Source organism: Allobosea sp. 01N443 (assembly GCF_056399325.1).
On the sequence record NZ_JBFTRC010000160.1, the window covers coordinates 1 to 24,021 of the forward strand.

Consider the following 24,021-nt stretch of genomic DNA (forward strand, 5'->3'; position numbering starts at 1 on the left):
GCGCCGTCTCGGGCAGATAGACTTTGCCCTCTGCCATGCGCTGGCGCAGTTCGGTCGGGGTGATATCGATCAGCTCGATCTCGTCCGCCCGGCTGAGGACGCTGTCCGGCACCGTTTCACGCTGGCGCACGCCGGTGATCTTCCAGACCACGTCGACGAGGCTCTCCAGATGCTGGACGTTCAGCGTCGTCCAGATGTCGATACCGGATTCGAGCAGTTCCTCGACATCCTGCCAGCGTTTCGGGTGGCGGCTGCCGGGAGCGTTGGAATGGGCATATTCGTCGACGAGCAGGAGGCGCGGCTTGACGGCCAGCGCCGCATCGAGGTCGAACTCCAGCAAGGTCCGGCCGCGATGCTCGATCGGTCGGCGCGCCATGACCTCGAGACCGTCGAGCAGGGCCTCGGTCTCCCGCCTCCCATGGGTCTCGACCACGCCGACAAGGACCTCGCCATGCTCGGCCTGGGCGCGGCGGCCCTGGGACAGCATCTCGTAGGTCTTGCCGACGCCTGGAGCCATGCCCAGAAAAATCTTGAGCCGGCCGCGTTTGCGGCCGGCCTGCGCCAGAAGGGCATCGGGATCGGGGCGTCCCTGCTCCCGGAATCTGGTCTCGTCTGCAGTCATAACGCTGGGCTCATGGCGCCTTAGCTTGCGGCTTCGGATAACGCGCGTCGAGGGCGAGATTCGCGGTCAGCACGTTTACACGCGAACGACCGAGAAAGCCGAAGGTCGGCCCCTGCGTGTTCGCTGCGATGATCGCCGCAACCTGGTCCGGGGCGATGCCGCGGGTTTTGGCGATGCGAGCGACCTGGCGGTCCGCGTTCTCCGGCGAGATATGGGGATCCAGACCCGAAGCGGAAGCGGTAACCGCATCGGCCGGCAAGGACCCTTTCCCGTCGGCCTCCCGCAGCGCCTCGGCATCCGCCTTGATCCGTGCAGCGAGGTCCTCGTTCATGGGGCCCAGATTCGAGCCCGATGAGCCCGCTGCATCATAGCCGTCCTTGCCGGCGGCGGAGGGGCGGGGACGCAGATAGGCGTCGCCCTTGAAGTTCTGGCCGATCCACTGCGAACCGACGATCTCGCCTTGGGTATTGCGGATCAGAGAACCGCCGGCCTGGGACGGGAAGGCCGCGCCGGCGATACCGGTCACGCCGAGCGGGTAGGCAAGGCCGAGGACGAGGGTGAAGAACACCATCGAGGCGATGGCAGGACGAAGATGGGACAACATGGTTGGTGCTCCTTGTCCGCGGCGTCAGGCGAGCTTCAGGGCTGTGACGATCATGTCGATCAGCTTGATGCCGACGAAGGGCGCGATCAGCCCGCCGATGCCATAGAGGGTGAGGTTGCGCGAGAGCAGCTTGGCGGCGCCGATGGCGCGATAGCGCACGCCGCGCAGGGCCAGCGGGATCAGCGCGATGATGACCAGCGCGTTGAAGATCACGGCCGAGAGGATGGCGCTATGCGGGCTCGTGAGCCCCATGACGTTGAGGGCGCCCAAGGCCGGCAGCGCGGCCACGAACAGGGCCGGGATGATCGCGAAATATTTGGCGACGTCGTTGGCGATCGAGAAAGTGGTCAGTGCTCCGCGCGTGATCAGGAGCTGCTTGCCGACCTCGACGATCTCCAGGACCTTGGTCGGATCGCTGTCGAGATCGACCATGTTGCCCGCCTCGCGGGCGGCCTGCGCCCCGGTCTGCATGGCCACGCCGACATCGGCCTGCGCGAGCGCCGGGGCATCATTGGCGCCGTCGCCGCACATCGCGACGAGACGGCCCTTGGCCTGCTCGGTGCGGATCATGCGCAGCTTGTCCTCCGGGGTCGCCTCGGCGAGAAAATCGTCGACGCCGGCTTCGGAAGCGATGGCCGCAGCGGTGACGGGATTGTCGCCGGTGATCATCACGGTGCGCACACCCATGCGGCGAAGATCGGCGAAGCGATCCTTGACGCCGGGCTTCACCACATCCTTGAGGTGGATGACGCCGACCAGCGCACCGTTCTCGCTGACCGCGAGCGGCGTGCCGCCCGAGCGGGCGATGCGGTCGACCGCGTGGCGCATCTCGGCCGGGACCTGGCCGTCGCGCAGATCGAGCATGGTCAGCACGGCATCGACCGCGCCCTTGCGCCAGGACTGGCCGTTATCGTCGAGGCCCGACTGACGCGTCGTCGCGCTGAAGGCGATCGCGGTCGCATGGTCCGGGATGCTGGCAGTAATGCCTTGCTCCCGCGCCAATTCGACGATCGAGCGACCCTCGGGGGTCTCGTCGGCGAGAGAGGCCATGAGCGCGGCGCGCAGCGCATTGTCCGGGCGAACGCCCGGCGCCGGGATGACCTCGACGGCCATGCGGTTGCCGAAGGTGATCGTGCCGGTCTTGTCGAGCAGCAGCGTGTCGATGTCGCCCGCGGCTTCGACTGCGCGCCCGGAGGTCGCGAGCACGTTGACCTTGAGCAGCCGGTCCATGCCTGCGATGCCGACCGCGCTGAGCAATCCGCCGATCGTGGTCGGGATCAGCGTGACGAAGAGCGCACCGAGCACCATGGGATCGAGCGAGATGCCGGAGAAGGCACCAAGGCCGGTCAGGGTGACGACGGCTACCAGGAAGACCAGCGTCAGGCCGGCGAGCAGCACGGCAAGCGCAAGCTCGTTCGGGGTCTTGCGCCTGTCGGCGCCTTCCACCATCGCGATCATGCGATCGAGGAAGGAGGAGCCCGGCTGCGACGTGACCTTCATCTTGATCCAGTCGGAGACCACCGTGGTGCCGCCGGTGACGGCCGAGCGGTCGCCACCGCTCTCCCGGATCACCGGAGCGGATTCGCCGGTGATCGCGGCCTCGTTGACCGAGGCGACACCCTCGACGATCTCGCCATCGGCCGGGATCACGTCGCCGGCCTCGACCAGCACGAGATCGCCCGGAACGAGCTTGTGGGCCGCGGTCGGGATCATCGCATTCCGCTCAGGGTCGATGATCAGCTTAGCCTTGGTGGTGACGCGGGCGGCACGGAGCGAATCTGCCGCCGCCTTGCCGCGCCCTTCGGCAATGCTCTCGGCAAAATTGGCGAAGAGCACGGTGAGCCAGAGCCAGGCCGCGATCTGGATCGGAAACCCGGCAGGTGCGCCGGCGGAAAGGGCGACCGCGGCGGAAACCGTCGCGAGCGCCGCGACGACCTCCGTGGCCAGGATCACGGGATTTCCGGTGAGCTTGCGCGGGTCGAGCTTGACGAAGGCGCTCTTCAGCGCCGTCAGCACGACGCCCTGGTCGAAGCTGGAGGATTTGACGAAGGACATACTCATGGAAGCTTTCCTTTGTCGGCTCAACGAGCCGCCGCAAGCACCTGGAAGTGCTCGACGATTGGTCCGAGCGCGAGCGCCGGGAAGAATTGCAGGCCACCCAGGATCAGGATGATGCCGATCAGCAGGCCGACGAAGAGCGGGCTGTCAGAAGGCAGAGTGCCGGCGGTGGGCTGGAGTTTCGGCTTGGCCGCGATAGCGCCCGCGATGGCGAGCACCGGAATGGCATAGGCGAAGCGGCCGAGCAGCATCGCGATGCCGAGCGTGGTGTTCCACCAGGGCGCATTGGCGGTCAGGCCGGCATAGGCCGAGCCGTTGTTTCCCGTCGCCGAGGAGTATGCGTAGAGGATTTCGGTCAGACCGCGCGGCCCCTTGTTGAGCAGTCCCTCGAGCGCGACCGGCAGCACCGCAGCGATCGCGGAGAAGCCGAGGATCGAGAGAGGCAGGATGAGCACCGCCAGCATCGCGAACTTGATCTCACGTGCCTCCACCTTCTTGCCGAGATATTCCGGTGTACGCCCGACCATCAGGCCGGCGACGAAGACCGCGAGCAGCGCCATCACCACCATGCCGTAAAGGCCGGAACCGACGCCGCCGGGCAGAATCTCGCCGAGCTGCATCAGGAACATCGCAACGCCGCCTCCGAGCGGCATGTAGCTGCCATGCATGGAATTGACCGAGCCGTTCGAGGCACCCGTGGTCTGGGCGGCCCACATGGCCGACGTGGCGGCGCCGAAGCGGACTTCCTTGCCTTCCATGTTGGCCGAGGCATCGGGGATGCCAGCGGCGATCATTGCCGGCTGCGGCGTCAGCGTCTCGGACGCGTAGATGGCCGAGGCCGCGACGCCGACGAGGATCGCCATGACCGCGATCAGCGCGCGCGCCTCGCGGCGTGCACCGGCGACACGGCCAAAGGCGATGACCGTGCCGAAGGCGAGCGCGTTCAGTGAAACCACCTCGATCAGGTTGGTCAACGGCGTCGGATTCTCGAGCGGGTGCGCCGAGTTGACGTTGAAGATGCCGCCGCCATTGGTGCCCCATTGCTTGATGGCTTCCTGGCTCGCGGTCGGGAACAGCGAGATCACCTGCTTCGCGCCTTCGACGGTCGAAGCCTCGACATTGGCGAGCAGCGTCTGCGGCACACCGGCCGCGACCAGCGCAAGGGCTGTGACGATGGACAGCGGAAGCAGGACGTAGAGGACCGAACGGGTCAGATCGACCCAGAAATTGCCGAGGCCCTCGCCCCGATCCGCAGCGAAGGCGCGCGACAATGCAGCGGCGACCGCGAGGCCAGCGCMGGCCGAGACGAAATTCTGCACGGTGAGCCCAGCCATCTGGCTGAGATTGCTCATCGTTGTCTCGCCGCCATAGGACTGCCAGTTCGTGTTGGTGACGAAGCTGACGGCGGTGTTGAAGGCGAGGTGCGGCGACAGCCCGTCAAAGCCTTGCGGATTGAGCGGCAGCACGCCCTGCAGGCGCAGCATCCCGTAGAGCAGCGCAAACCCGGCGGCGCTGAAGGCAATCAGCGCGCCGGCATAGCCGAACCACCCTTGCTGCCGGTTGCGGTCGACGCCGAAGGCTGCATAGGCCACGGCTTCGACCGGTTTCAGCACCGGATCGAGCCAGGTTCGTTCGCCCGCCCAGACGCGAGCCATGAAGATTCCAAGTGGCCAACCCACGGCCACAGTCAGCGCGATCGTGAAAACGATCTCGGCCCAGCCCCGCCAGTCCATGCGAGGTCTCCTTTATGAAAGCTGTGTCAGAAGCGGTCGGGGCGCAGCAGCGCAGCGACCATGTAGACCGCGAGCCCAAGCGCCGCGGCCCCGTAAAGCCAGGTGAGCGCCATGGTCGTCAGACCTTGCGCAACTGCGCAGCATAGGCCGCGAAGAGCCCGAAGGCTCCGAGCCCGAGCGCGATGAAGACGATGTCGGCCATGGCCAATCTCCAGTCAGGTTAGACCGGAGATGTGGTGCCTGGGGCAGTAAGGGGTCGAGGGGAAAGGCAGGGGGGAGGCATAAGGGTTCCATAAAGGTCGCCTGCAGCAACGATCTTTCGCTGGTCACTGGCGTTGGGCCTTGCAGAGGCCAGCGGAGCGATGGTCATGACCATTCAGGAGATGCCGGCATCAAAGGCCTATCGCCTGCTTGAGGCCGGACCGATCGTTCTCGTCACGACATCGGACGAGGGGCGGCCGAACGTCATGACCATGGGTTTCCACATGGTGATGCAGCATGCGCCGCCGTTGATCGGCTGCATCATCGGCCCGTGGGATCACAGCTACAAGGCGTTGCGGGCGAGCGGCGAGTGCGTGATAGCGATCCCGACAGTCGACCTCGCCCGAAAGGTGGTCGATATCGGCAATTGCTCGGGCGGTGAGATCGACAAGTTCAAGCGCTTCCGGCTCACTGCCAAGCCGGCGAAGGACGTCACGGCGCCGTTGATCGGCCAATGCCTCGCCAATATCGAGTGCCGCGTTGCCGATCGGAGCCTGATCGAGCGCTACAATCTGTTCATTCTGGAAGCCGTGCGGATCTGGGTTGACCCGGAACGGAAGGAACGCCGGACCCTGCATCATCGCGGCGACGGTACCTTTGCGGTCGATGGCAAGATCATCGACCTGCGCGAGCGCATGGTGCTGTGGAAGCAGATCCAGGGCTAGGCCCAACGCACGCCGCGCCGCGTGTGCAGGGGGCTCGAAGCTGCACTCACCAGAACAAGGGGCGTCCCCCATAGGGGTAATAGCCCCACCCGGGCCCTCCTGCTTGTTCGAAGCGATAGAGGCGTGCAGCCGAGCGTGCCAAATCGACGTCGAGCAGGCATTTGGCAAATGCGTCAGTGCCTGGCCGGAAGCCATAGGATCGGCAACGCACTTCGTCGGCGCTACGCTGTTCTGCCGCAGTGATGGTTTGACAGGCAGCGAGGCCGCCGGAGATCAACACCATGGCGAGTAACGAGGCTCTCTTCATGATGCGGCTCCTATCCAGGCAACGGCTTGATAACTTTTGCCGCATTGATGGCCAAGATATGGCTAGGCTCAGGACCTATTAATTTTGCTTGAGATGTGATTCACGGTGTCCTGGAGGATGCCGTGATGGATGATTTGTTTCTGCTGAGCGAGCGGCAGATGACGCGGATATCGCCGCATTTTCCGCTGTCGCATGGCGTGCCACGGGTTGATGATCGGCGTGTGGTGAGCGGGATCGTCTACGTCATCCGCAACGGCCTGCAGTGGAAGGACGCGCCCAAGGGCTACGGTCCCCACAAGACACTCTACAATCGCTTCATCCGCTGGAGCCGGCTCGGCGTCTTCGACCGGATCTTCGCCGGGCTTGCCGGCGAAGGGCCCAGGCCGGAGCGGATCATGATCGACGCGACGCATCTGAAGGCGCATCGCACGGCGGCGAGCCTGCTCAAAAAGGGGCTCTTCCCCGGTGTATCGGGCGCACCAAGGGCGGGCTGAACTCCAAGCTCCACACCGTCTGCGACGAGACCGGCCGCCCGATCATCATGCTGCTCTCGGAAGGCCAGATGAGCGACCACAAGGGCGCAAGCCTCGTGCTCGCTGCCCTACCGTCAGCCAAAACCCTTATTGCCGACCGCGGCTATGATAGCGCCGCGTTCCGCCAGGCCCTGGTCGCCAAAGGCATCGCACCCTGCATTCCATCGAGCCGAAGCCGGAAAATCCCGTATCCCTACGACAAAGCGCTCTATCGCCAGCGCCACAAGGTCGAGAACCTCTTCGCTAAGCTCAAAGACTGGCGACGCATCGCCACACGATACGACCGCTGCGCCCACACTTTCTTCTCGGCAATCTGTATCGCCGCGGCCGTCATCTTCTGGCTCTGATCAACGAGTCCTGAGCCTAGATGGGCTGCCGCGCCAATGCGAGCAGCCCATTTATCGCCGCAAAATCCCTCAATGCGCGGATTGGCCGGCCTCTGGAATCTCGTAGCCGTCAGAGGCATAGGCGCCCAGCTTATTGCGGAGCGTTCTGATCGATATGCAAAGCATGGCGGCTGCATGGGTGCGATTGCCGCCGGTTTCCTTCAAGGTGGCGAGGATCAGATCGCGCTCGACATCTGCGACAGGTCGTCCGACGAGATGTTCGGCACCGTTCTCAGGGTCGAAAGCCTGCATGTCATCTTCCCTTTGTGAGCCCCCAGCTCCAACTCAGAAGACGATCCAAAAGGGGGCGAAAAGGGTTAATGAGAGGTAAATGACCATCGCAATCACTCAATCTTCTGCAAGGATACTGCCGTGGACCGGTCACCAATCCGGGGAAGCTGGCGGCGCCGGGGCGGCCTGGTTGCGATGAACTCCAGAGTTCATGTTCTGATCGCGCAAAAGCGCGCTTCTACATGGAAACAGTTGGCAAAATGGCGGCGGCCTGGGCCGCCGCCACATCGGGTCAGCTCTTGAGCTTGGCGTTGCACTGGCTCCAGTAGCCGCCGCCCTTCTCGATCCATTTCAGGGTGCCGTTGGCGTTGGCGGATTTGTTGGCATTGYATTGATCCGCGCAGGTCTTCAGCCGAGCCTTGCCGGGCGACTCATCCGAGTATTTCTGCGCGACGGTCTTGGGGAACACCGCCGCCTTTGCCCGCGCAGGAGCGGCGGCCGGCTTGGCTCCGGGCGTTGCCGGCGCGGCAGCTGGAGCCGGAGCTACGGGAGCATCCTGGACAGCTGCGGCCGCATCGCTCTCCGCGGCATCGTCATCACCGCACTGAGCCTTGCGGAAATCGTTCCACTTCTGGCCCTTCAGAGTATTCGCCTTCTTGGCGTCCTGATATTTCGTACTGCATTCCTTCATCGTCAGTGCCTGGGACGGTGAGGAAAAGACGGTCGCGAGCACGAATGCCGACGCGGCTGCCAGGATCACTTGTCTAGCCATGGTCTGGTCTCCCAATGCCCGGCCACTGCCGGCGTGGAGATGGCACTCTATTTTCGCGGTTCAGGCAAGCGTCGAGGGTAAGATCCTGCGACCGCGCAGCCGCAGGCCCTTTGCCTGGCGCAAGGTCGAGACCGGTTTCGCCGATATCGCCGCCGCGCTCGCAGTGCGGTGCGCCTATCCGAGCTCCAGGGTGGTCACGCCGAACAGCTCGGGCGCCAGAGGAAACGGTGTGCCCAGATACATTCGCGTCGTCTCGAAACCAGGCCGAAGGCCGGCACCGACCAGCATGTCGATGAACCGCTGCCGCGCGGCTGGAACGTCGATATGGAGATCGCCTTCGGCAGAAGAACCTAGATTCTGCACCAGCGCGGTGGCCGTCGCGTCGTCTACTGCTGTGAGCGAACCGATCTTCCAGCCCGAGCGGCACTTGCGCACCACGCCGTACCCGGTGACCGCGCCATCCGAGATTGCGACGCGCGCATGATGCGGGGGCATGAGCCAGTGCGTCAGGAAGGTTTCCCGCGTCTCCGGAAAGCTCCTGCGATCAAAGGCCATGATCTCGCGCAGGAGATCCGGGGTGACGCCGTCCACCGTCCGGCTATCAGCCAGGCCGCGCGCAAAAGTGCCTCCGAAACGGATGGTTCGGTAAGAGGGCGCAAAGCCCTTTCGCCGGTAATTCTCGAATTGCTCGTCGACCCCATCGAGCCCGATTATGCGCCCATCGAGCCGCGCCATGCCTGCGTTCCAGACGGCCTTGCCATGACCTTGGCCGCGCATGTCCGCGCGGCAGATGTAGAGGCCGATGAACCCGTAGGTCGTTCCATAGGCAACCGCCGAGATGCCGGCGACCATCTCGCCATCGACGAAGGCGCCAATGAAACCCTCAGGGTCGGTCGCACGGAATACCGCCGCGTCATTGAGGCCGGGATTCCAGCCCTCCGCGGCAGCCCAGTCCATGAGTTGCTCGACTTCGAGAATCTCGAGCTTGCGAATGATGCGCTCGCTCATCTCGCTGTAAGCCTTTGCGGCGGAGGGATCCACATGGGTCAGATCTAACGCGTCGCGCTCGGCATTGCATAGATACCGCGCTCCGAGGGCGTCAGCCGGGCTGTCGTTGTTCAGGCCGGGGCGTGAGCCTTGAGATGGCGGGCGTAGCGGGTGAGCGGCAGGCAGATGACGAAATAGATCAATGCAACCAGGCCATAGACGGTGAGAGGCTCAAAGGTCGCATTAGAGATGGCATTGGAGGTTCGCATCAACTCGTCGAAACCGATGATCGAGGTCAGCGCCGTGCTTTTGACAAGCTGCACGAGATAGCCGACCACCGGCGCCCGTGTGATCGCAAAGGCCTGTGGCAAGATCACCAGCCGCATCTGATTGGGATAGTGCAGGCCGAGGCTCTTGGCAGCATCCCATTGCCCCTTCGGCAGGGCCTCGACCCCGCCGCGCCAGATTTCCGCGAGATAGGCGCTGGCGCAAAGGGTCAAGGCGACGACCGCCGCGGACCAGGGTTCAATGCGGAAGCCGATCAGCGGAAGCCCGAAGAAGACCAGGAACAGCTGCATCAGCAGGGGCGTGCCCTGGAAGAGCCCGATATAGAGATCGGCGACATGACGCAGCCAGTGACGGGATGAGACCCGCGCCAGCAGGATTGCCATCCCCACCACGCCACCGCCGATGAAAGCGACAATCGAGAGCAGGACCGTCCAGCGTGTCGCGAGCAGCAGGTTGCGCAGGATGTCCCAGAAGGTGAAGTCCATCAGGACGGCCCCCCGATCAGGAATTTCCGTCCGGAGAGGCCGAGGATGCGGCGCAACCCAATGCTCAACGCCAGATAGACCATGGTGACGACGAAATAGGTCTCGAAGGCGCGGAAGCTGCGCGCCTGCAGCATGTCCGCCTCATAGGTCAGTTCGCGCACCGAGATCTGCGACACCGCCGCGGATTCGAGCATCATGATGATGACCTGGCTCTGCAACGCCGGGAAAATCACCTTCAGCGCCTGCGGGAGGACAATCTTGACGAAGACCAGCGCGGGTCGCAGCCCAAGTGCGCGGCCGGCCTCCCTCTGACCATTGGGCACGGCATCCAGCCCCGCGGCGACGATCTCGGTGCCATAGGCCGAGAGGTTGATCGTCATCGCGAGGATTGCTGCGACGGCAGGATCAAGCCGCAAGCCAAGACTGGGCAGGCCGAAGAAGATGAAGAACAGCTGGACCAGAAACGGCGTGTTCCGGATCAGCTCGACATAGCTGCCGACCATGCCGCGCAGCCAGGGAGAGCGGCTGCGCACCGCCGCTGCCCCCAACACGCTGCAGACTGTACCGAGCACGGTCGTGACGGCGATCAACCCCACCGTCGCCATCGCGCCGCGCGCGATGGGTTCGGAGGCCTGGCTCAGCCAGTCGAAGTTGAGGCTGTAGGCCAAGCTTCAGAGATCCTTGGGATCAAGTGGCTTGCCGAGCCACTTGAGCGAGGCCTTGTTCAGCGTGCCGTCGGCGAGCAGTTTGGCGACAATCTCGTTGAGTGCCTGCTTGAGACGCGGCTCGTCCTTGTTCAGCGCGATATGGTCCGGCGACGTCATCAGCTGGAATTTCTGCTCGGGCTTCAACGTGGTCTGGCGCGAGAGCACCTGGGCGCCGACATCGTTGCCGACGACCATCAGCTGCGCCTGGCCCGAGATGAAGGCCTGGATGACGGAGTTGTAGCTGTCGAAGCGCTTGATGTCGGCGGAAGGCGGCGCAGCCTCGGTGAGCGAGGTGTCTTCCAGCGTGCCGCGGCTCACCGCGATCGACTTGCCGGCGAGGTCTGCCTTGCCTTCGACCTTTACGGCCTGCGGCCCGATGACGGCGATGTAGTAAGGGGCGTAGGCAGCGGTAAAATCGATGACCTTCTCGCGTTCGGCGCTGTGGCCGACGCTGAGCAGGATGTCGACGCGACGCTCGGTCAGATACGGAATGCGGTTCTGGCCGGTTACGTTGACCAGGTTGAGCTTCACCTTCAACGCGTTGGCTATGGTCTCGGCGATGTCGATGTCATAGCCCTTGAGGCTCATATCGGCGCTGGCCGATGAGAAGGGCGGAAAATCCGCGAAGACACCGACCTTCAGGGTGCCCGCCTTCGTGATGTCGTCGAGAGCGTCGGCACGAACCGGGGCCGTCGCAAGGCCGATGCCCGCCAGCAGGCTGAGTGCCAGCAGCGATGTCTTGATCGAGGAGGTCGTGGTCATATCGTTCATCCTTCCCTGAGAACGCTAGAGTGCGGCGGCAAGCCCGGTCGCGTTGCCGGACGGCATGGTGATGCAGGCATCGACCGGAAAGCCGATCGTCACGGCCTGACCTGGGCCGAGACCGTCGCCGACACGGTTGGCTTGCATCACGAGAATCTGCTCGCCGCCGGCCGTCTCGACCAGGATCTGGCGGGTAGAGCCGAGCAGGGCGACATTGAGGATCCGACCCTTCGCACTGTTGGCCATTCCAGCCGGATCAGCGTCGGCGGCGGTGGACAGGATGATGTTCTCGGGGCGGACACAGATGTCGATTGCGTCCGATGGGCAGTCCGGCACGGTGAGCGACAGGCCCGATCGGCTCAGGGCCCGGGCGAGGCCGGTTTCGCGCCGCGTCACCTGGGCTTCGATCCAGTTGGTGCGCCCCATAAAATCGGCGGCGAAGCGCGAGCCGGGGCGACCATAGACGTCTGACGGGGCGCCGACCTGGACGATGCGGCCCGCCTGCATCAGGAAGACGCGTTCACCCAGGCTCATCGCCTCTTCCTGGTCGTGGGTGACGACCATCGCCGTCGAATTGACGGCGGCCAGGACCTGCTTGAGTTCGGCGCGCAGGTCCTGCCGCAGCTTGGCGTCGAGCGCCGAAAGCGGTTCGTCGAGCAGGATGAGGCCTGGCCGCGTGGCCAGGGCGCGGGCGAGGGCGACGCGCTGCTGCTGGCCTCCGCTGAGCTGATGCGGCCGGCGGCTGCCGAAACCCTGCAACCTCACGAGCGCCAGCATCGCCTCGACACGATCGGGAATCTCGCGCCTGTCAGTGCCGCGGTGGCGCAGTCCGTAGGCAATGTTCTCCGCAACGGTCATGTGCGGGAACAGGGCATAATGCTGAAACAGCAGCCCGACATTGCGCTCATAGGGCTTGAGCGCAGTGACGTCGCGCCCCCCGATGCTGACCGTGCCGTGGTCGGGCCGTTCGAAGCCGGCAATGACCCGCAGGATGCTGGTCTTGCCGCAACCGCTCGGCCCGAGCAGGGCAACGGTTTCGCCGGCGGCGATCGAGAAGGAAACGTCATCGACGGCCGTAACGGCACCGAAGCGACGGCTGACTCTGTGAAATTCGACGGCGTTGCTCACGGTTTGACCCCTATGAACGAAACAGCCCCTGGCCCAACAGGCGGTCGAAACCGACGAAGCGCTCCAGAACGATGATGAGGACGGCGCTGATCGCCATCAGGAGAACGGCAGCGGCTGCGATCGTGAGATCGAAGGACGCGCGCATGTTGCTGACGAGGGCGACCGGCAAGGTGTAGGTCGACGGGTCCGTCAGGAACATGCTGACTGCAACGTCGTCCAACGATACGGCGAAGGCGAAGACTGCGCCTGTGATCATACCGCTCCGGATCAGGGGCAGGGTGATGTTCCAGAAGGCCTGGCGTTCCGTCGCGCCAAGGACCAGCGCCGCTTCTGTCAGGCGCCTGTCCCGACCGGTCAGGCTGGCGAGCACGGTGCGCACGACATAGGGCAGGGTGATCACGATGTGGCCGCAGAGCAGTCGGGTGAAGCCGTCGACGATGCCGATGCGCGACAGAAACAGCAGCAAGGCAAAGCCGATCACCACCGCCGGCACGATGAGTGGCGAAAGGAACGCGGCCATCAGCAGCGAGCGACCGTGAAAATTACTGCGATCGAGCGCGACCGCGGCGGCCGTGCCGACCAGCACATCGACCGCTGTCGTGAGGTGTGGTACCGGTCATGTGCGCGAGCCCCTACGACGCTGCACCAGCGAAACCAGAGACAGCACGAACAGCGTGATGACGAGCATCACGATCGAGACCGCGGCGCCGCTGGGATAGTTCGCGACATCGCTGAAGCGCGTGTAGATCGTGTTCGAGAGAAACAATACGCGCCCCTTTCCGAGCACCATCRGAATGACGAAGGCGCTGATCGAAAAGGTCATGGCGATCAGGAATGCCGATACCAGCCCGGGCAGGGCCAGCGGAACGGTGATGCCGAGATGCGCCTTCCAGGCCGGAGCGCCCAGCGATTGCGCCGCATCGCAGAAGCGAGGATCGATATTCTGGATCGTTCCCAGAAGGGTCAGCGTGCACATCGGCACGACCGCATGGAGTAGGCCGGCCGCGACCAGGGTTTCAGTGTACCAGCGGCTTGTCGGCGAAATCCCGAGCGCCAGAAGCAGTGGGCGCGCAACCCCGACCGAGCCGAAGGCCAGTTCCAGCGCGTAGGTGCGCACCAGCATGCTGAGCAGGACCAGCATCACCAGAAAGCCGATGCAGGCGGCGCGCTTGCGCGGCGAAAACCGCCGCACGATGCAATAGGCCAGTGGAAACGCCGCCAGCAGTCCAACAAACGATGCCGCTGCGCTCAGCTTGAAGGTTTCGTAGAGAACGCCGGCGAATGACGGCGTCACGAGCTCGCGATAATTCTCCAACGTCAGAGGCGCATCGACGGCCGAGCCGACCCGGCCCGGCACATATTGCTTGAGGCTTTCCAGCACGAGCCCGAACAGGGGGAGTGCAAAGATGACGAACAGCAGCAGCAAGCCCGGTGCGAGCAAGAAGAGCGTCGTGCGGGGCGGCGCAGGGATCGCGAGCGGCGCGTATTGGGCTGGGATAGCGGTCATGACACTCACAGCAGTGGCGCGATGTCGGACTCCCAACGCTTGGCCCAGGCATCCTGCTGGCCGAGCACGACCTTGTAGTCCGGCACATGCACGAAACTCTCGAACTCCTTCGGCGTGAAGGAGAGATGAGCCAGCTCCGGCGGGATGGCTGCCTTGCTGTTAAGCGGCGCTTCGCCAGCCACTTTTGCGTAAAGCGTGCTCATTTCGGGGCTGATCGCAAAATTGATGAAATCGCAGGTCGCCTTGCGGTTCGACCGATTCTTCATGACGGCAAAGCCGCTCTGGTAGAGGAAGGTCGCCATGCCGGCCTGTTTGGTAAGGCGGGTGATCTTGAAGTTCTTGGCGACGGCAGCCCAGCTCGGTTCGGCGAAGAAGCCGACTGAGGTCTCGCCGGAGGTGAAAGAGTTGGTGAAATCGACGTCGGTCACGGCAATGCGGCCGATATTGCCGGACTTCGCCAGGTCCTTCATCAGCTTCCAGCCCGGCTCCATATTGGACTCGTTGCCGCCGCCCTGCAGGGCCAGGGCGACGATCTGCAGCATCATGCTCTGGGTCGGTCCGGGCCAGCAGATCGCGCCCTTGAGGCGCTTGTCGAAGAGATCGTCCACCTTGCTGATGGCGAAGGGGGCAGTGTCGGTCCGGTAGCCGAAATACATGCCGCCGATGGCGCGAGGCACCGCTTTCACATTGCCTTTGGCGTCCCTCATCATGATCTTTTCCGGGATATCGGCCAGATTGGGGACGTCGGCCGCCGTGATGGTCTCGACCCAGTCCTCGGTGATCATGCTGTTGAAGGAGCCCTCCCAGCCGGCGATGTAGTCGTAGTCGACCCTGGGCCAACCCGCCTTGATCTTGGGGAGGATCGCTCCGGCTCCGCCCTGATGCAGGACCCAGTTGAACTGGGCGGCGGTTTGCCTGGCGGCGACCTGCTTCATCGCCTCGACGACGTCGCCGCCCCATTCGACAGCCGTGAGGCCGCTCGCAGTCTGGGCCCCGGCCACATGGGGCCAGGCGAGCCCTGCGGCGCCGCTCGCGCCTATCAGGGACAAAAGATGTCGGCGTGTCATCGTCATGGTGTCAGGTCCTTCGCGCCAGAGGGTCGAGGGGCCACAGGCTGTGCCGATCGTGCGGGACGATCAGGCTCCCGAGCCGTTCAGAGGCACGATTGCACTCGCAAGCAGGGCGCGGCGGTACGGCGAAAATGCTTGTCCGGCTATAAGCGGGCGTGAATGCCGGAACCGATTCAGGGGCGGCGCAGGTCGCTCTGCTGTGCGATGAAGTCCGAGAGGTAGCGCGCTTCGCCTGGCGCGCCGGTCCGGGAATAGAGCCCGATGCTGACCTCGACCGGCTCAGGCAGCCCGGCGGCATGGTCGAGCACCCGGCAATCCTCCGGGATCGTCGCCGCGATCATCGGGCCGATGCCGATGCCGACGCGCACGGCGGTCGCCATGGCAACCAGCGTCGAGGCTTCGCAGACGATCTTCCACTGCAGGTCATGCCCCGACAGCGCGGCCAGCGCAGGTGTGCGCCACGGGCAGGATTCCTCGAACATGATGATCGGCAAGGGCGAACTCGTCGAGATCACCATGTCCGAGCGCACGACCCAGAGCAGCCGGTCCGACCAGACCAGGGTTGGCTTGCGGTTGAGCCGTGTCGTGTCACAGACTGCGATGTCGAGCTTCTCGTTCTCGAACATAGCGGCAAGGCGCTTGTTGGGCTCGACGATGATATCGATGTCGACCTTGGGGTTCTGGTCGCGAAAGGCTTTCAGGATTTCAATCAGGCGCGTCGCGGCGAAATCCTCGACGACCCCGAGCCGGACCCGCCCTTCGATCATCTTGCCGTTGAGGCGTTTTCCGATCTCGCTGTTGAGCCTCAGGATTTCGCGGGCATAGGGCGTGAGCAGGACTCCATTATTGGTCAGCTCAAGCCCCTTCGACGAGCGCTCGAACAGGTCGCTGCCCAGCAGTTCTTCAAGCTTGCGAATCTGCATGCTGACCGCCGCCTGTGTGCGGTTCAGCGACAAGGCGGCACCATTGACCGTTCCGACTTCAGCGACGGTCAGGAAGGCGCGCAGCAGATAAGGGTCCAGTTCCAGCATCGCACCCGCACCATATCATCGAAGCTGGTTCTACGCAGCCATACCGGCTGGCCTGCAGCCGCCTGACCCGAGCGTCGTCCGCCCGCCGCCGGGAGGAGGCAAAGGGGGCGCTATTCAGTTTCGCTTATAGGGCCGCGTGCCTTTTCGCCGTTCCGGCAGCCTCGTTCTTTTGCCAGCCTTCCGGGCTTCCGCATCATTCCCTGCAGGTTGCCATGCCCTTCGACAATGCCGCCCTCGACCGCTTGCGCCAGCGCTACGCTTCGGCCGGCGGTGGCGAGATGTACGATCCTCATTTCAAGGCCGTCGCGGACACTATTTTTCAGGGCGCGGACCGGCGCAAATGGCCGTTTGCCGATCCGGCAACTTTCCTCGACGCTCCCTTTCTGGCGGACGGGCTCTCGGCTGAAAAACTGGCCGGGCTCGACGTAGCATTGATCGGCGTGCCGATGGATCTGGGCGTGACCAACCGTGCCGGCGCCCGGCTTGGGCCCCGCGCTGTCCGCGCCGTCGAGCGCATCGGACCGTATGAGCATGTGCTGCGCGTTGCGCCGCTCGGCAGATTACGCGTCGCCGATGTCGGAGATATCGCGCTCAGCAGTCGCTACAGTCTGGCTGATTGCCATGCAGACATCGAAGCCTGCTATCGCATGATCGGCGAAACCGCGACGATTCCGCTCTCGGTTGGCGGCGATCATTCGATCACCGGCTCGATCCTGAAGGGACTGGGCGCCAAGCGCCCGGTCGGCATGATCCACATCGACGCGCATTGCGACACCGCCGGGCCCTATGAAGGCTCGAAATTCCATCACGGTGGCCCGTTCCGGGAGGCGGTCCTGGCCGGCGTGCTCGATCCCACACGGACGATCCAGATCGGTATTCGGGGCGGCGGCGAATATCTCTGGGAGTTCTCCTTCGATTCCGGAATGACCGTGATCCATGCCGAGGAGGTCGGGACCATGGGGCTGCAGGCGGTAATCGAGAAGGCCAAGGCCGTCGTCGGTTCCGGACCCGTCTATGTCTCCTTCGACGTCGACAGCCTGGACCCGGGCTTCGCCCCTGGTACTGGCACCCCCGAAGTTGGAGGGCTCTTGCCGCGCGAAGTGCTGGAGATCCTGCGTGGCGTCGCAGGCGTCGACATCATCGGCGGCGATGTCGTCGAAGTCGCTCCACAATACGATCCAACCACCAATACCGCGCAAGTGGCGGCGCAGGTTCTGTTCCAGTTGCTCTGCCTCGTGGCCTGCAAGAAGTGATCCTGCCCGAGCGGGATCCCAGCACAGATCAATTCTCCGGCTGTCGCCTTCCGCCTTTCAGCGATCCCGGACCCTTGGTTCAGCTTGCCTGATCTGTCCGGGACCGATGTCCGAGCGCCCCGTGAGGAAGCGATGGCTTCACGGGGCGCCTGATGCGTCCGGCACGGAAACGGTGGCGGCGATTGCCGCTGTACCCGCAAGGCCGTCACCGCCAGCGACCCGGCGATAATCTATGGCTGTTGCGTCCGTAGCAGCGCCCGCAATGCCAGGGCGTTCAGGGAAGGTCGAGGCACCATCGGTGACATTGCATTTATAGTCGTTAATATGCATCATGAGGTATGATTCCAAACCCATCCTCGATTTCCAGGACAAGCCGCCTTGCCGGCCGTGACTATGTAGTTGCGGACTTGCAGGCGACGCTGGGGACCGACCTCCTGCGCCTGCCGCATGTCCTGCGCATTCTCGCCGAGAACGTCGTTCGCCAGCCCATGGGAGCGGACGAGCGCAATGCCGCATTGCAGGGCATTCGCGGCTGGCTCGCGGGCGGACGCTCGGATGGCGAGATCGCCTTTCAGCCAGGTCGTGTTCTCATGCATGACACGACATGCACGCCTGCGCTGGTCGATGTCGCCGCCATGCGCGACTCGATCGCCGAAGGCGGCGGTGATCCCAAGCGGCTCAGCCCGGTCCTGTCGCTCGACGTCTCGGTCGACCATTCGCTGGGCGTCGATCTTTCGGCGTCGCCGGACGCGATGCGCGTCAATCTCGAACGGGAATACAAGCGAAACGGCGAGCGCTATCGCTTTCTCAAATGGTCCACGCTGGCCCTTGACGGCGTCCGGGTGCATCCGCCCGGCACCGGCATCATGCACACGATCAATCTGGAGCAACTCGCGACGGTCGTGACCACCCAAACCGTCGACGGTCGGGTCTGGGCCGTCCCGGACACACTGATCGGCACCGATAGCCACACTCCGATGATCAATGGCATCGGTGTCCTCGGCTGGGGCGTTGGCGGGCTCGAGGCCGAGAGCGTGATGTTCGGCATGCCGGTGATGATGCGCATCCCCGAGGTGATCGGCGTGCGCCTGATCAACCGCCTGCGTGAAGGCGTCAGTGCCACGGATCTTGCGCTGACCGTGACGCAACGGCTGCGTGCGCAGGGCGTCGCCGGCGCATTCGTCGAGTTCTTCGGGCCAGGAGCCGCGACGCTGTCGGGAGGTGAGCGCGCTGTCATCGCCAATATGGCGCCGGAATTCGGTGCCTCGACCGGATATTTTCCGATCGATGAAGCGACGCTGGCCTATCTCGCTCAGACGGGGCGCAAACCCGATCATATCGCGTTCGTCTCTGATTACGCTCGGTCTCAGGCGCTGTGGTTCGACCCGCAGGCGCAACCACGCTTTACTGAGATCGTCGAGATCGATCTGGCGGCGATCTCGATCAGCCTCGCCGGCCCCCGACGGCCGCAGGATCTGGTCGCGCCGGATGAGGTGGTTCCCGCGCTCGAGGCGATGCCGCAGGCGAAGACGCCCGCGCCCGCGGCCGGATTGCCCCGCTTTCCCGTCGCGATTGCCGCGATCACAAGCTGCACCAATACGTCAGATCCGCGGTTGCTGGTGGCCGCTGGCCTGGTGGCGCGCAAGGCACGCCAGCTCGGCCTCCCCCCCCCCGCCTGGGTCAAGACATCACTCGCCCCCGGTTCACCCTCGGCCGAGCGCTATCTTCGGCGTGCCGGCCTGCTCGAGGATCTCGAAGCGCTTGGCTTCGGAATCGTTGGTTATGGCTGCACAACCTGCATCGGGAATTCCGGCCCACTTCGTCCTGCAATGGATGAAGCCGCGCGCGCGGGCACGGTCCTTCCTGTTGCTGTCCTGTCCGGCAACCGCAACTTTCCCGGCCGCGTCCATGGCCAGATCGATGCCGGCTTCCTGGCCTCTCCAGCGCTGGTCGTCGCCTATGCGCTGGCGGGAGATGCCGATCGCGACATCACCAAGGGCACTCTCGCGACCACGGCCGACGGAACCCCTGTCGACCTGGCAGCACTCTGGCCGAGCGGGGCCGAGATCGATTCCGCCTTTGCGCGAGCGCTTGATCCCGTCGATTTCGCTGAAGCCTTTGCGCAGGCCTCTGCGAGCAGGAGCTGGAAGGAACTCGATGCTCCGGCGAGTGCGGGTTTCCCCTGGGATCCGTCATCGACCTATCTGCGCCCGCCACCCTTTGCCCGCGCAGATCAGCCAGCCCGGCTCGGCCATTACAGCGCCCACCCCCTGATTGTGCTCGGTGACGACATCACGACCGATCATATTTCGCCCGCAGGCCAGATCCCGTCCGAGAGCGAGGCCGCGCAATGGCTGATCGCACAGGGCGAAGATGCCCAGGACCTCAACGTCTATGCCTCGCGGCGCGGCAATTGGGAGGTCATGCTGCGTGGCCTCTTTACCAATCGCACGGTGGTCAACCGTCTCGCGCCGCGCATCGCGCCCGGCTCGACCATCCATGTTCCGAGTGGCGAGACCCTGCCGCTCTGGCGGGTGGCCGAGCGCTATCGCCAGTCAGGAAAGGCGATGGTCGTCGTCGCGGGTGAGCGGTACGGCACCGGTTCATCGCGCGACTGGGCGGCCAAGGGTCTCGGCCTGCTCGGTGTCGCGGCCGTTCTGGCCGAGAGTTTCGAGCGCATCCACCGGTCCAACCTGATCGGGATGGGCATTCTGCCGCTGTCGCTCGCGGCCGGGGAGGGCGTGGAAGCGCTGGCGCTTGCGCCAGGCGACATGATCGAGATCGAAGCCATGCCGCACGCCATCCTTCCGCGCTGCAAGGTTCCGGCAAGGCTCCATCGCAAGGCCGGGCGTACCCAACCACTCTTCCTGCGCGCCGCAGTCGAGACCGCGCTCGAATGCGCGACGCTGCGCGCCGGCGGCATCATTCCGTTGATCCTCGGGCGCCACCTGACGGCACCCGCCACGTCCTTCACCGTCAGCGGCGAAGAGTTGCCCGGCCAAGCGCGGGCGTAACCGGCGCAAACGCGCCCAATCCAACACGATCGGGGAGGATCGAGATGACCATCGGCAGAATTTTCGCAACGGGCCTGCTTGCCGCGATGGCGATGACGCCAGAACTGGCGACGGCCCAGACGCCGCCGCAGGAACTCAAGATCATCGCACCCGCCGGGCCAGGCGGTGGTTGGGATGGCGCCGCCCGACAGCCGACGTCGCCCGGGTGACCTGGGCCGGCGGATCGGCGGGAGGCGCCGACCATATCCTTGCTGCGCTCGTGACGAAGGTGGCCGGCGCTGATGCCGGCAAGGTCAACTATGTCGCATTCTCCGGTGGCGGGGAGGCGCTCGCGGCCATGCTCGGAGGCCGTGTCACGGCCGGCGTTTCCGGCTATGGCGAACTCGAGGGCCAGATCAAGGCCGGCAAGCTGCGCGCGCTGGCCATTTCCTCGGGCAAGCGGCTTGACGGCGTCGATGTGCCGACGCTGAAGGAGCTCGGCTACGATGTCGAGGTGGTCAACTGGCGGGCGGTCATGGCCGCGCCGGGCATCAGCGCCGAACAGAGGGCTCAGTTGACCAAGCTCTTCGATACGATGGTTGCGAGCGGCGAGTGGAAAGCGCTGCTGAAGGCGCGCGGCTGGGACGACTATTATCTTGCGGGGGAGGCGTTCGCAGCCTTCCTCAGGGAAGAGCAGATTCGGGTCGGCGACATCCTGCGCACGATTGGTCTGGTGAAATAGGCACCTTGCCTGCGAGCCGTGTCATCACCTAGAGCCACTGTCGGCGCGCTCGCGCCGGCAGGGCTGGGACGATGGCAGGCAGTGGGAGACGAGACCTGGCGATCCCGCTCGCAGCTCGGATTCTCGATCAGATCCGAGAGGGGCATCTGGGTGCCGGGACACATCTACGCTCACAGGATATCGCGACGCGTTTCGGCGTGTCGCGCTTTCCCGTCGGTCAGGCCTTGCAACTGCTTGCCGACAAGGGCGTCCTGAGCCACGAGCACAATCGCGGCTATTTCGTCGCTCAGGGGACGCCTCCCTCCGGCGAAGCCCTTGGCCTCGCCGAGCCGGACGGCGTGACGAAGGCCTATTTCCGCATCGCCGATGACCATCTGCGCGGCCGGTTGTCCGAACACGTCACCGAGTCCGATCTCAGGGACAGCTACGGACTGACCCGTGCCGAACTCAATGCAGTCCTGACGCGGATCAGCCAGGAGGGCTGGGCCGAGCGCCGCGCCGGCTATGGCTGGAGCTTCACGCCGGTTCTCACCACCCCGGAGAGCCTCGAGCAGACCTACCGTCTGCGGCTGGCGCTGGAGCCTGCCGCCTTGCTCGAACCCGGCTATCATCTTGCGCCCGAGAGCATTGCTGCTTGCAGGGCTGCCGAGCGGAGGCTCCTCGACGGGGCGATCGAGACAGACAGCGCGGACGCGCTCCACGAACGCGGTGTCCGCTTCCACGAGACGATCGTCGCCGGCTCCGGAAATCCGTTCTTTCTGGAGACGATCCGACGGATCAACCGCATCCGCCGGCTGCTGTCCTATCGTTCGATGCTCGACCGCAAACGCTATCGGAGGCAATGCGAAGAGCATCTCGCCATTCTCGATAGCCTGGCCGCCGGCCGCCAGGAGGAGGCGGCCGAGAGGCTGCGGCAGCATCTCGGCCATACGATCGAGAACCTATCCAGCATCCGGCCGCTCCTCGCCCCCTAGCAGGCTCCCAGGCGCAGAGGCGCAGCGTCCCGAAGGGGGCGCAAGCAGACTCAACGCTCGGCGACTACCTGTTCGAGCAGCGCCATGGCGGCAGCGCCATCGGCCGCGTTCGGTGCGGTCGTCGGCTCGCCGCGTGCCGCTCGAACGAAGTCSCCGAGAAGCGCGTGATAGCCCTTGTGGTCCTCGTTGGCGGCGGCCGTCAGATTCGGCTCCCAGACCAAGGTGTCTTCGCCATCGATCAGGCTGGCCTCGGCCCGTGAGACCTTGAAGGGGGGCGCTCTGAAATAGCGCACTTCATGGACATTGCGGACCTCGACGCGGGTATGGTCGCCCATCACCTGCCACCATTCCATCGGCGTTCCGCGCGACTGATGCGTGCCCAAGACCAGGGTGCCGATGCCGCCATTGGCAAAGCGGAAATCGACATGGAGCAGCAGCTTGCCCGGCGCCAGTTCGTGCCGCCTCGCGCTCACGCTCGCGACTTCGCCCATCAGGTGCGGCACGAGGTCGAAATAATGCACGCAATGATGCAGGTAAAAGCCGGAATAATCCGGATCCCCGGCGAAATAGGTCGGCGCGGTCATGTACTCGCCGAGAAAACTCGCCGTTGCGCCGAACTCCGTCGCGCGGATGACGTTGGCGGCAATGCGGTTGGCCGTCGAATAGCGCTTCATGAAGCCGAGCACGACCGGCACCTTGCGGCTCGCAGCGGCTTCGGCCAGTTCGGCCGCTTGTCGCGCCGTCGGCGCCGGCGGCTTCTCGATGAAGAGCGGCAAGCCGCGCGCGATCGCTGCCAATCCAATCTCGTGATGCAGGGCAGGACCGACCGCGAGACCGACCGCGTCGAGATCGCCACGGGACAAGAAGCTGCGCCAGTCGCGCAGGCGACCAGTTTCGGGGACGCCGTAGCGCCGGGCGGTCGTATTCAGCCGCGCCTCATCCGTGTCGCAGAGCGCAGTGATCTCGACATCATGCCGCGTCAGCTGCGGCAGCAGCATCTCGTTGGCATGGACGCCGCAGCCGATCCAGCCGACCCGAAGCGCGCCTGTCCTTGAACCGGTCATGCCGTCCTCCCGGCGAATGCGAGTGCAGCCTTCAGGAAGGCGATGCTGGCGGCCAGCGGTTCGTCCTCGTTCTCCGTGGGCGCACGCCACTGGGCCAGGGGAGTGCCGGCTCGCTCGTCGCGGCGTCGGAACGGTTCGAGCACGATCGGCCCGCGATAGGCGACGTCGCGGAGTGCACGGGCGATCGCCGGCCAGTCGATATGGCCGGAGCCGACGAAGCCGCGATTGTTCTCGTTGGCCTGGAAATGCAGGAGTTTCGATCCTGCCTGCCGGATGGCATCGGTCAGATCGAACTCCTCCATGTTCATGTGGAAGGTATCGAGCATCACGCCGACGGTGGGATTGTTCACGCGCTCGACGATTTCGAGCGCGTGACGGGTCGTGTTGCAGATATCGGTCTCGAAGCGGTTGAGCGGCTCGACGCCGAACTGGATGCCGGCGTCGGCGGCGCGCTTCCCAGCCTGCGAGAGGCCGACGACGATCGCATCGATGCGGCGCTTGCGCTCTTCGTCGTCGACGGGGGAGGGAGCTCGGCCTGCGAAGACGAGAGGGGCGCCATAGAGCGGCCCCCCGACGATGGCTGCGCCGAGGGCTGCGGCCACATCGACGCATGTTTCGAGATAGGTGACGCCCGCGTGGTGGGCGCCGGCATCGGCGCTGGCGAGGTCGCGGTTGAGGTTGACCCGGGCAGCGAGCACGCAGGAGAGGCCGGCATCGGCGATGGCGGCGCGGGTCTCGCCCAGATCGAGTTCACCCGGCTCCGGTACCAGCAACTCGACGACATCGGCTCCGGCCCGTTTCATCCGCTGGAAGCAGCCGAAATGCTCGCGCGTGAACGGCCGCGCATAGAACATCGAG

At 64.8% G+C, this 24,021-nt stretch carries 25 protein-coding genes and 1 pseudogene; 7 read left to right on the forward strand and 19 right to left on the reverse strand.

The window, feature by feature from the left end; genetic code table 11:
- The 5 genes from AC1DRP_RS27760 to kdpF form a co-directional block, all read right to left on the reverse strand.
- Positions 1-622 (reverse strand): histidine kinase (locus tag AC1DRP_RS27760; protein WP_476770137.1); only part of this gene is annotated, 622 nt, incomplete at its 3' end.
- A gap of 10 nt (positions 623-632) precedes the next feature.
- Complete coding sequence (gene kdpC, locus AC1DRP_RS27765) at positions 633-1,226, reverse strand: potassium-transporting ATPase subunit KdpC (RefSeq protein ID WP_441507663.1); 594 nt, start codon at positions 1,224-1,226, stop codon at positions 633-635.
- 24 nt (positions 1,227-1,250) lie between these two features.
- Positions 1,251-3,287: a potassium-transporting ATPase subunit KdpB gene (gene kdpB, locus AC1DRP_RS27770; protein WP_441507664.1), complete on the reverse strand. Its 2,037-nt coding sequence runs from the start codon at positions 3,285-3,287 to the stop codon at positions 1,251-1,253.
- A gap of 20 nt (positions 3,288-3,307) precedes the next feature.
- Positions 3,308-5,017 carry a potassium-transporting ATPase subunit KdpA gene (gene kdpA, locus AC1DRP_RS27775; protein WP_476770138.1) on the reverse strand — a complete coding sequence of 570 codons (1,710 nt, stop codon included), beginning with the start codon at positions 5,015-5,017 and terminating at the stop codon, positions 3,308-3,310.
- A 26-nt stretch (positions 5,018-5,043) separates the two neighbouring features.
- A complete protein-coding gene (kdpF, locus tag AC1DRP_RS27780; protein ID WP_069880828.1) occupies positions 5,044-5,130 on the reverse strand; it encodes a K(+)-transporting ATPase subunit F in 87 nt (28 codons plus the stop codon).
- A gap of 261 nt (positions 5,131-5,391) precedes the next feature.
- Between kdpF and AC1DRP_RS27785 the strand changes: the two genes are divergently transcribed.
- Positions 5,392-5,943 carry a flavin reductase family protein gene (locus tag AC1DRP_RS27785; RefSeq protein WP_441507673.1) on the forward strand — a complete coding sequence of 184 codons (552 nt, stop codon included), beginning with the start codon at positions 5,392-5,394 and terminating at the stop codon, positions 5,941-5,943.
- A gap of 46 nt (positions 5,944-5,989) precedes the next feature.
- Here the strand turns inward: AC1DRP_RS27785 and AC1DRP_RS27790 are convergent, their stop codons facing one another.
- Positions 5,990-6,250, reverse strand: coding sequence for a hypothetical protein (locus AC1DRP_RS27790; RefSeq protein WP_441507666.1), 261 nt, complete (start codon positions 6,248-6,250; stop codon positions 5,990-5,992).
- 125 nt (positions 6,251-6,375) lie between these two features.
- On the opposite strand from AC1DRP_RS27790, the gene AC1DRP_RS27795 reads away from it, so the two are divergent.
- A protein-coding gene (locus AC1DRP_RS27795; protein WP_476770139.1) for an IS5 family transposase occupies positions 6,376-7,130 on the forward strand; the annotation gives its coding sequence in 2 pieces (ribosomal slippage) (positions 6,376-6,709 and positions 6,709-7,130; 756 coding nt in all).
- Positions 7,131-7,199: 69 nt separating this feature from the next.
- Here AC1DRP_RS27795 and AC1DRP_RS27800 read toward each other — a convergent pair.
- The 11 genes and pseudogenes from AC1DRP_RS27800 to AC1DRP_RS27850 form a co-directional block, all read right to left on the reverse strand.
- Positions 7,200-7,388: pseudogene (locus tag AC1DRP_RS27800) on the reverse strand (helix-turn-helix domain-containing protein); the annotation flags it as partial.
- 304 nt (positions 7,389-7,692) lie between these two features.
- Positions 7,693-8,172 carry a hypothetical protein gene (locus AC1DRP_RS27805; RefSeq protein ID WP_476770140.1) on the reverse strand — a complete coding sequence of 160 codons (480 nt, stop codon included), beginning with the start codon at positions 8,170-8,172 and terminating at the stop codon, positions 7,693-7,695.
- Between the two features lie 174 nt (positions 8,173-8,346).
- Positions 8,347-9,180, reverse strand: a complete 834-nt coding sequence (locus AC1DRP_RS27810) for a GNAT family N-acetyltransferase (protein WP_441508757.1) — start codon at positions 9,178-9,180, stop codon at positions 8,347-8,349.
- A 110-nt stretch (positions 9,181-9,290) separates the two neighbouring features.
- The gene (locus AC1DRP_RS27815; protein WP_441508760.1) at positions 9,291-9,935 is read right to left on the reverse strand and encodes an amino acid ABC transporter permease; all 645 of its coding nucleotides are present in this window, start codon (positions 9,933-9,935) and stop codon (positions 9,291-9,293) included.
- Positions 9,932-10,600: an amino acid ABC transporter permease gene (locus tag AC1DRP_RS27820; protein WP_441508756.1), complete on the reverse strand. Its 669-nt coding sequence runs from the start codon at positions 10,598-10,600 to the stop codon at positions 9,932-9,934. Before AC1DRP_RS27820 ends, AC1DRP_RS27815 begins: the two co-directional genes overlap by 4 nt.
- A 3-nt stretch (positions 10,601-10,603) precedes the next feature.
- On the reverse strand, positions 10,604-11,401 hold the full coding sequence (locus AC1DRP_RS27825) for a transporter substrate-binding domain-containing protein (protein ID WP_441508755.1): 798 nt from the start codon (positions 11,399-11,401) through the stop codon (positions 10,604-10,606).
- Between the two features lie 24 nt (positions 11,402-11,425).
- Positions 11,426-12,529, reverse strand: a complete 1,104-nt coding sequence (locus AC1DRP_RS27830) for an ABC transporter ATP-binding protein (protein WP_441479061.1) — start codon at positions 12,527-12,529, stop codon at positions 11,426-11,428.
- 10 nt (positions 12,530-12,539) lie between these two features.
- Positions 12,540-13,115 (reverse strand): ABC transporter permease, encoded by a 576-nt coding sequence (locus AC1DRP_RS27835; RefSeq protein WP_476770141.1) that lies wholly within the window; start codon positions 13,113-13,115, stop codon positions 12,540-12,542.
- A 30-nt stretch (positions 13,116-13,145) separates the two neighbouring features.
- Positions 13,146-14,036 carry an ABC transporter permease gene (locus tag AC1DRP_RS27840; RefSeq protein WP_476770142.1) on the reverse strand — a complete coding sequence of 297 codons (891 nt, stop codon included), beginning with the start codon at positions 14,034-14,036 and terminating at the stop codon, positions 13,146-13,148.
- Positions 14,037-14,041: 5 nt separating this feature from the next.
- Positions 14,042-15,109 carry an ABC transporter substrate-binding protein gene (locus AC1DRP_RS27845; RefSeq protein ID WP_441508752.1) on the reverse strand — a complete coding sequence of 356 codons (1,068 nt, stop codon included), beginning with the start codon at positions 15,107-15,109 and terminating at the stop codon, positions 14,042-14,044.
- A 170-nt stretch (positions 15,110-15,279) separates the two neighbouring features.
- Positions 15,280-16,137 carry a LysR substrate-binding domain-containing protein gene (locus AC1DRP_RS27850; RefSeq protein ID WP_441491675.1) on the reverse strand — a complete coding sequence of 286 codons (858 nt, stop codon included), beginning with the start codon at positions 16,135-16,137 and terminating at the stop codon, positions 15,280-15,282.
- A gap of 212 nt (positions 16,138-16,349) precedes the next feature.
- On the opposite strand from AC1DRP_RS27850, the gene speB reads away from it, so the two are divergent.
- The 5 genes from speB (at position 16,350) to AC1DRP_RS27875 (ending at position 22,099) form a co-directional block, all read left to right on the forward strand.
- A complete protein-coding gene (gene speB, locus AC1DRP_RS27855) occupies positions 16,350-17,390 on the forward strand; it encodes an agmatinase (protein WP_441491674.1) in 1,041 nt (346 codons plus the stop codon).
- Positions 17,391-17,728: 338 nt separating this feature from the next.
- Positions 17,729-20,404, forward strand: a complete 2,676-nt coding sequence (acnA, locus tag AC1DRP_RS27860; protein WP_476770143.1) for an aconitate hydratase AcnA — start codon at positions 17,729-17,731, stop codon at positions 20,402-20,404.
- Positions 20,405-20,448: 44 nt separating this feature from the next.
- The gene (locus AC1DRP_RS27865; protein ID WP_476770144.1) at positions 20,449-20,613 is read left to right on the forward strand and encodes a hypothetical protein; all 165 of its coding nucleotides are present in this window, start codon (positions 20,449-20,451) and stop codon (positions 20,611-20,613) included.
- A complete protein-coding gene (locus tag AC1DRP_RS27870; protein ID WP_476770145.1) occupies positions 20,610-21,125 on the forward strand; it encodes a Bug family tripartite tricarboxylate transporter substrate binding protein in 516 nt (171 codons plus the stop codon). The genes AC1DRP_RS27865 and AC1DRP_RS27870 overlap by 4 nt, the downstream gene beginning before the upstream one ends.
- A 71-nt stretch (positions 21,126-21,196) precedes the next feature.
- Positions 21,197-22,099 carry a GntR family transcriptional regulator gene (locus AC1DRP_RS27875; protein ID WP_476770146.1) on the forward strand — a complete coding sequence of 301 codons (903 nt, stop codon included), beginning with the start codon at positions 21,197-21,199 and terminating at the stop codon, positions 22,097-22,099.
- A gap of 50 nt (positions 22,100-22,149) precedes the next feature.
- Here the strand turns inward: AC1DRP_RS27875 and AC1DRP_RS27880 are convergent, their stop codons facing one another.
- Both AC1DRP_RS27880 and AC1DRP_RS27885 read right to left on the reverse strand, forming a co-directional pair.
- Entirely contained in the window at positions 22,150-23,163 is a 1,014-nt protein-coding gene (locus tag AC1DRP_RS27880) for a Gfo/Idh/MocA family protein (RefSeq protein ID WP_441508748.1), read from the reverse strand.
- The coding region (locus AC1DRP_RS27885) for a sugar phosphate isomerase/epimerase family protein (RefSeq protein ID WP_476770147.1) at positions 23,160-24,021 on the reverse strand (862 nt) is incomplete at its 5' end. The genes AC1DRP_RS27885 and AC1DRP_RS27880, both read right to left, overlap by 4 nt.

Coding starts and splice junctions, on each gene's coding strand:
- kdpC (WP_441507663.1), bottom strand. CDS start 1,226: ATGTTGTCCCATCTTCGTCCTGCCATCGCCTCGATGGTGTTCTTCACC.
- kdpB (WP_441507664.1), bottom strand. CDS start 3,287: ATGAGTATGTCCTTCGTCAAATCCTCCAGCTTCGACCAGGGCGTCGTG.
- kdpF (WP_069880828.1), bottom strand. CDS start 5,130: ATGGCGCTCACCTGGCTTTACGGGGCCGCGGCGCTTGGGCTCGCGGTC.
- AC1DRP_RS27790 (WP_441507666.1), bottom strand. CDS start 6,250: ATGAAGAGAGCCTCGTTACTCGCCATGGTGTTGATCTCCGGCGGCCTC.
- AC1DRP_RS27810 (WP_441508757.1), bottom strand. CDS start 9,180: ATGAGCGAGCGCATCATTCGCAAGCTCGAGATTCTCGAAGTCGAGCAA.
- AC1DRP_RS27825 (WP_441508755.1), bottom strand. CDS start 11,401: ATGACCACGACCTCCTCGATCAAGACATCGCTGCTGGCACTCAGCCTG.
- AC1DRP_RS27845 (WP_441508752.1), bottom strand. CDS start 15,109: ATGACGATGACACGCCGACATCTTTTGTCCCTGATAGGCGCGAGCGGC.
- AC1DRP_RS27850 (WP_441491675.1), bottom strand. CDS start 16,137: ATGCTGGAACTGGACCCTTATCTGCTGCGCGCCTTCCTGACCGTCGCT.
- speB (WP_441491674.1), top strand. CDS start 16,350: ATGCCCTTCGACAATGCCGCCCTCGACCGCTTGCGCCAGCGCTACGCT.
- acnA (WP_476770143.1), top strand. CDS start 17,729: ATGATTCCAAACCCATCCTCGATTTCCAGGACAAGCCGCCTTGCCGGC.
- AC1DRP_RS27865 (WP_476770144.1), top strand. CDS start 20,449: ATGACCATCGGCAGAATTTTCGCAACGGGCCTGCTTGCCGCGATGGCG.
- AC1DRP_RS27875 (WP_476770146.1), top strand. CDS start 21,197: ATGGCAGGCAGTGGGAGACGAGACCTGGCGATCCCGCTCGCAGCTCGG.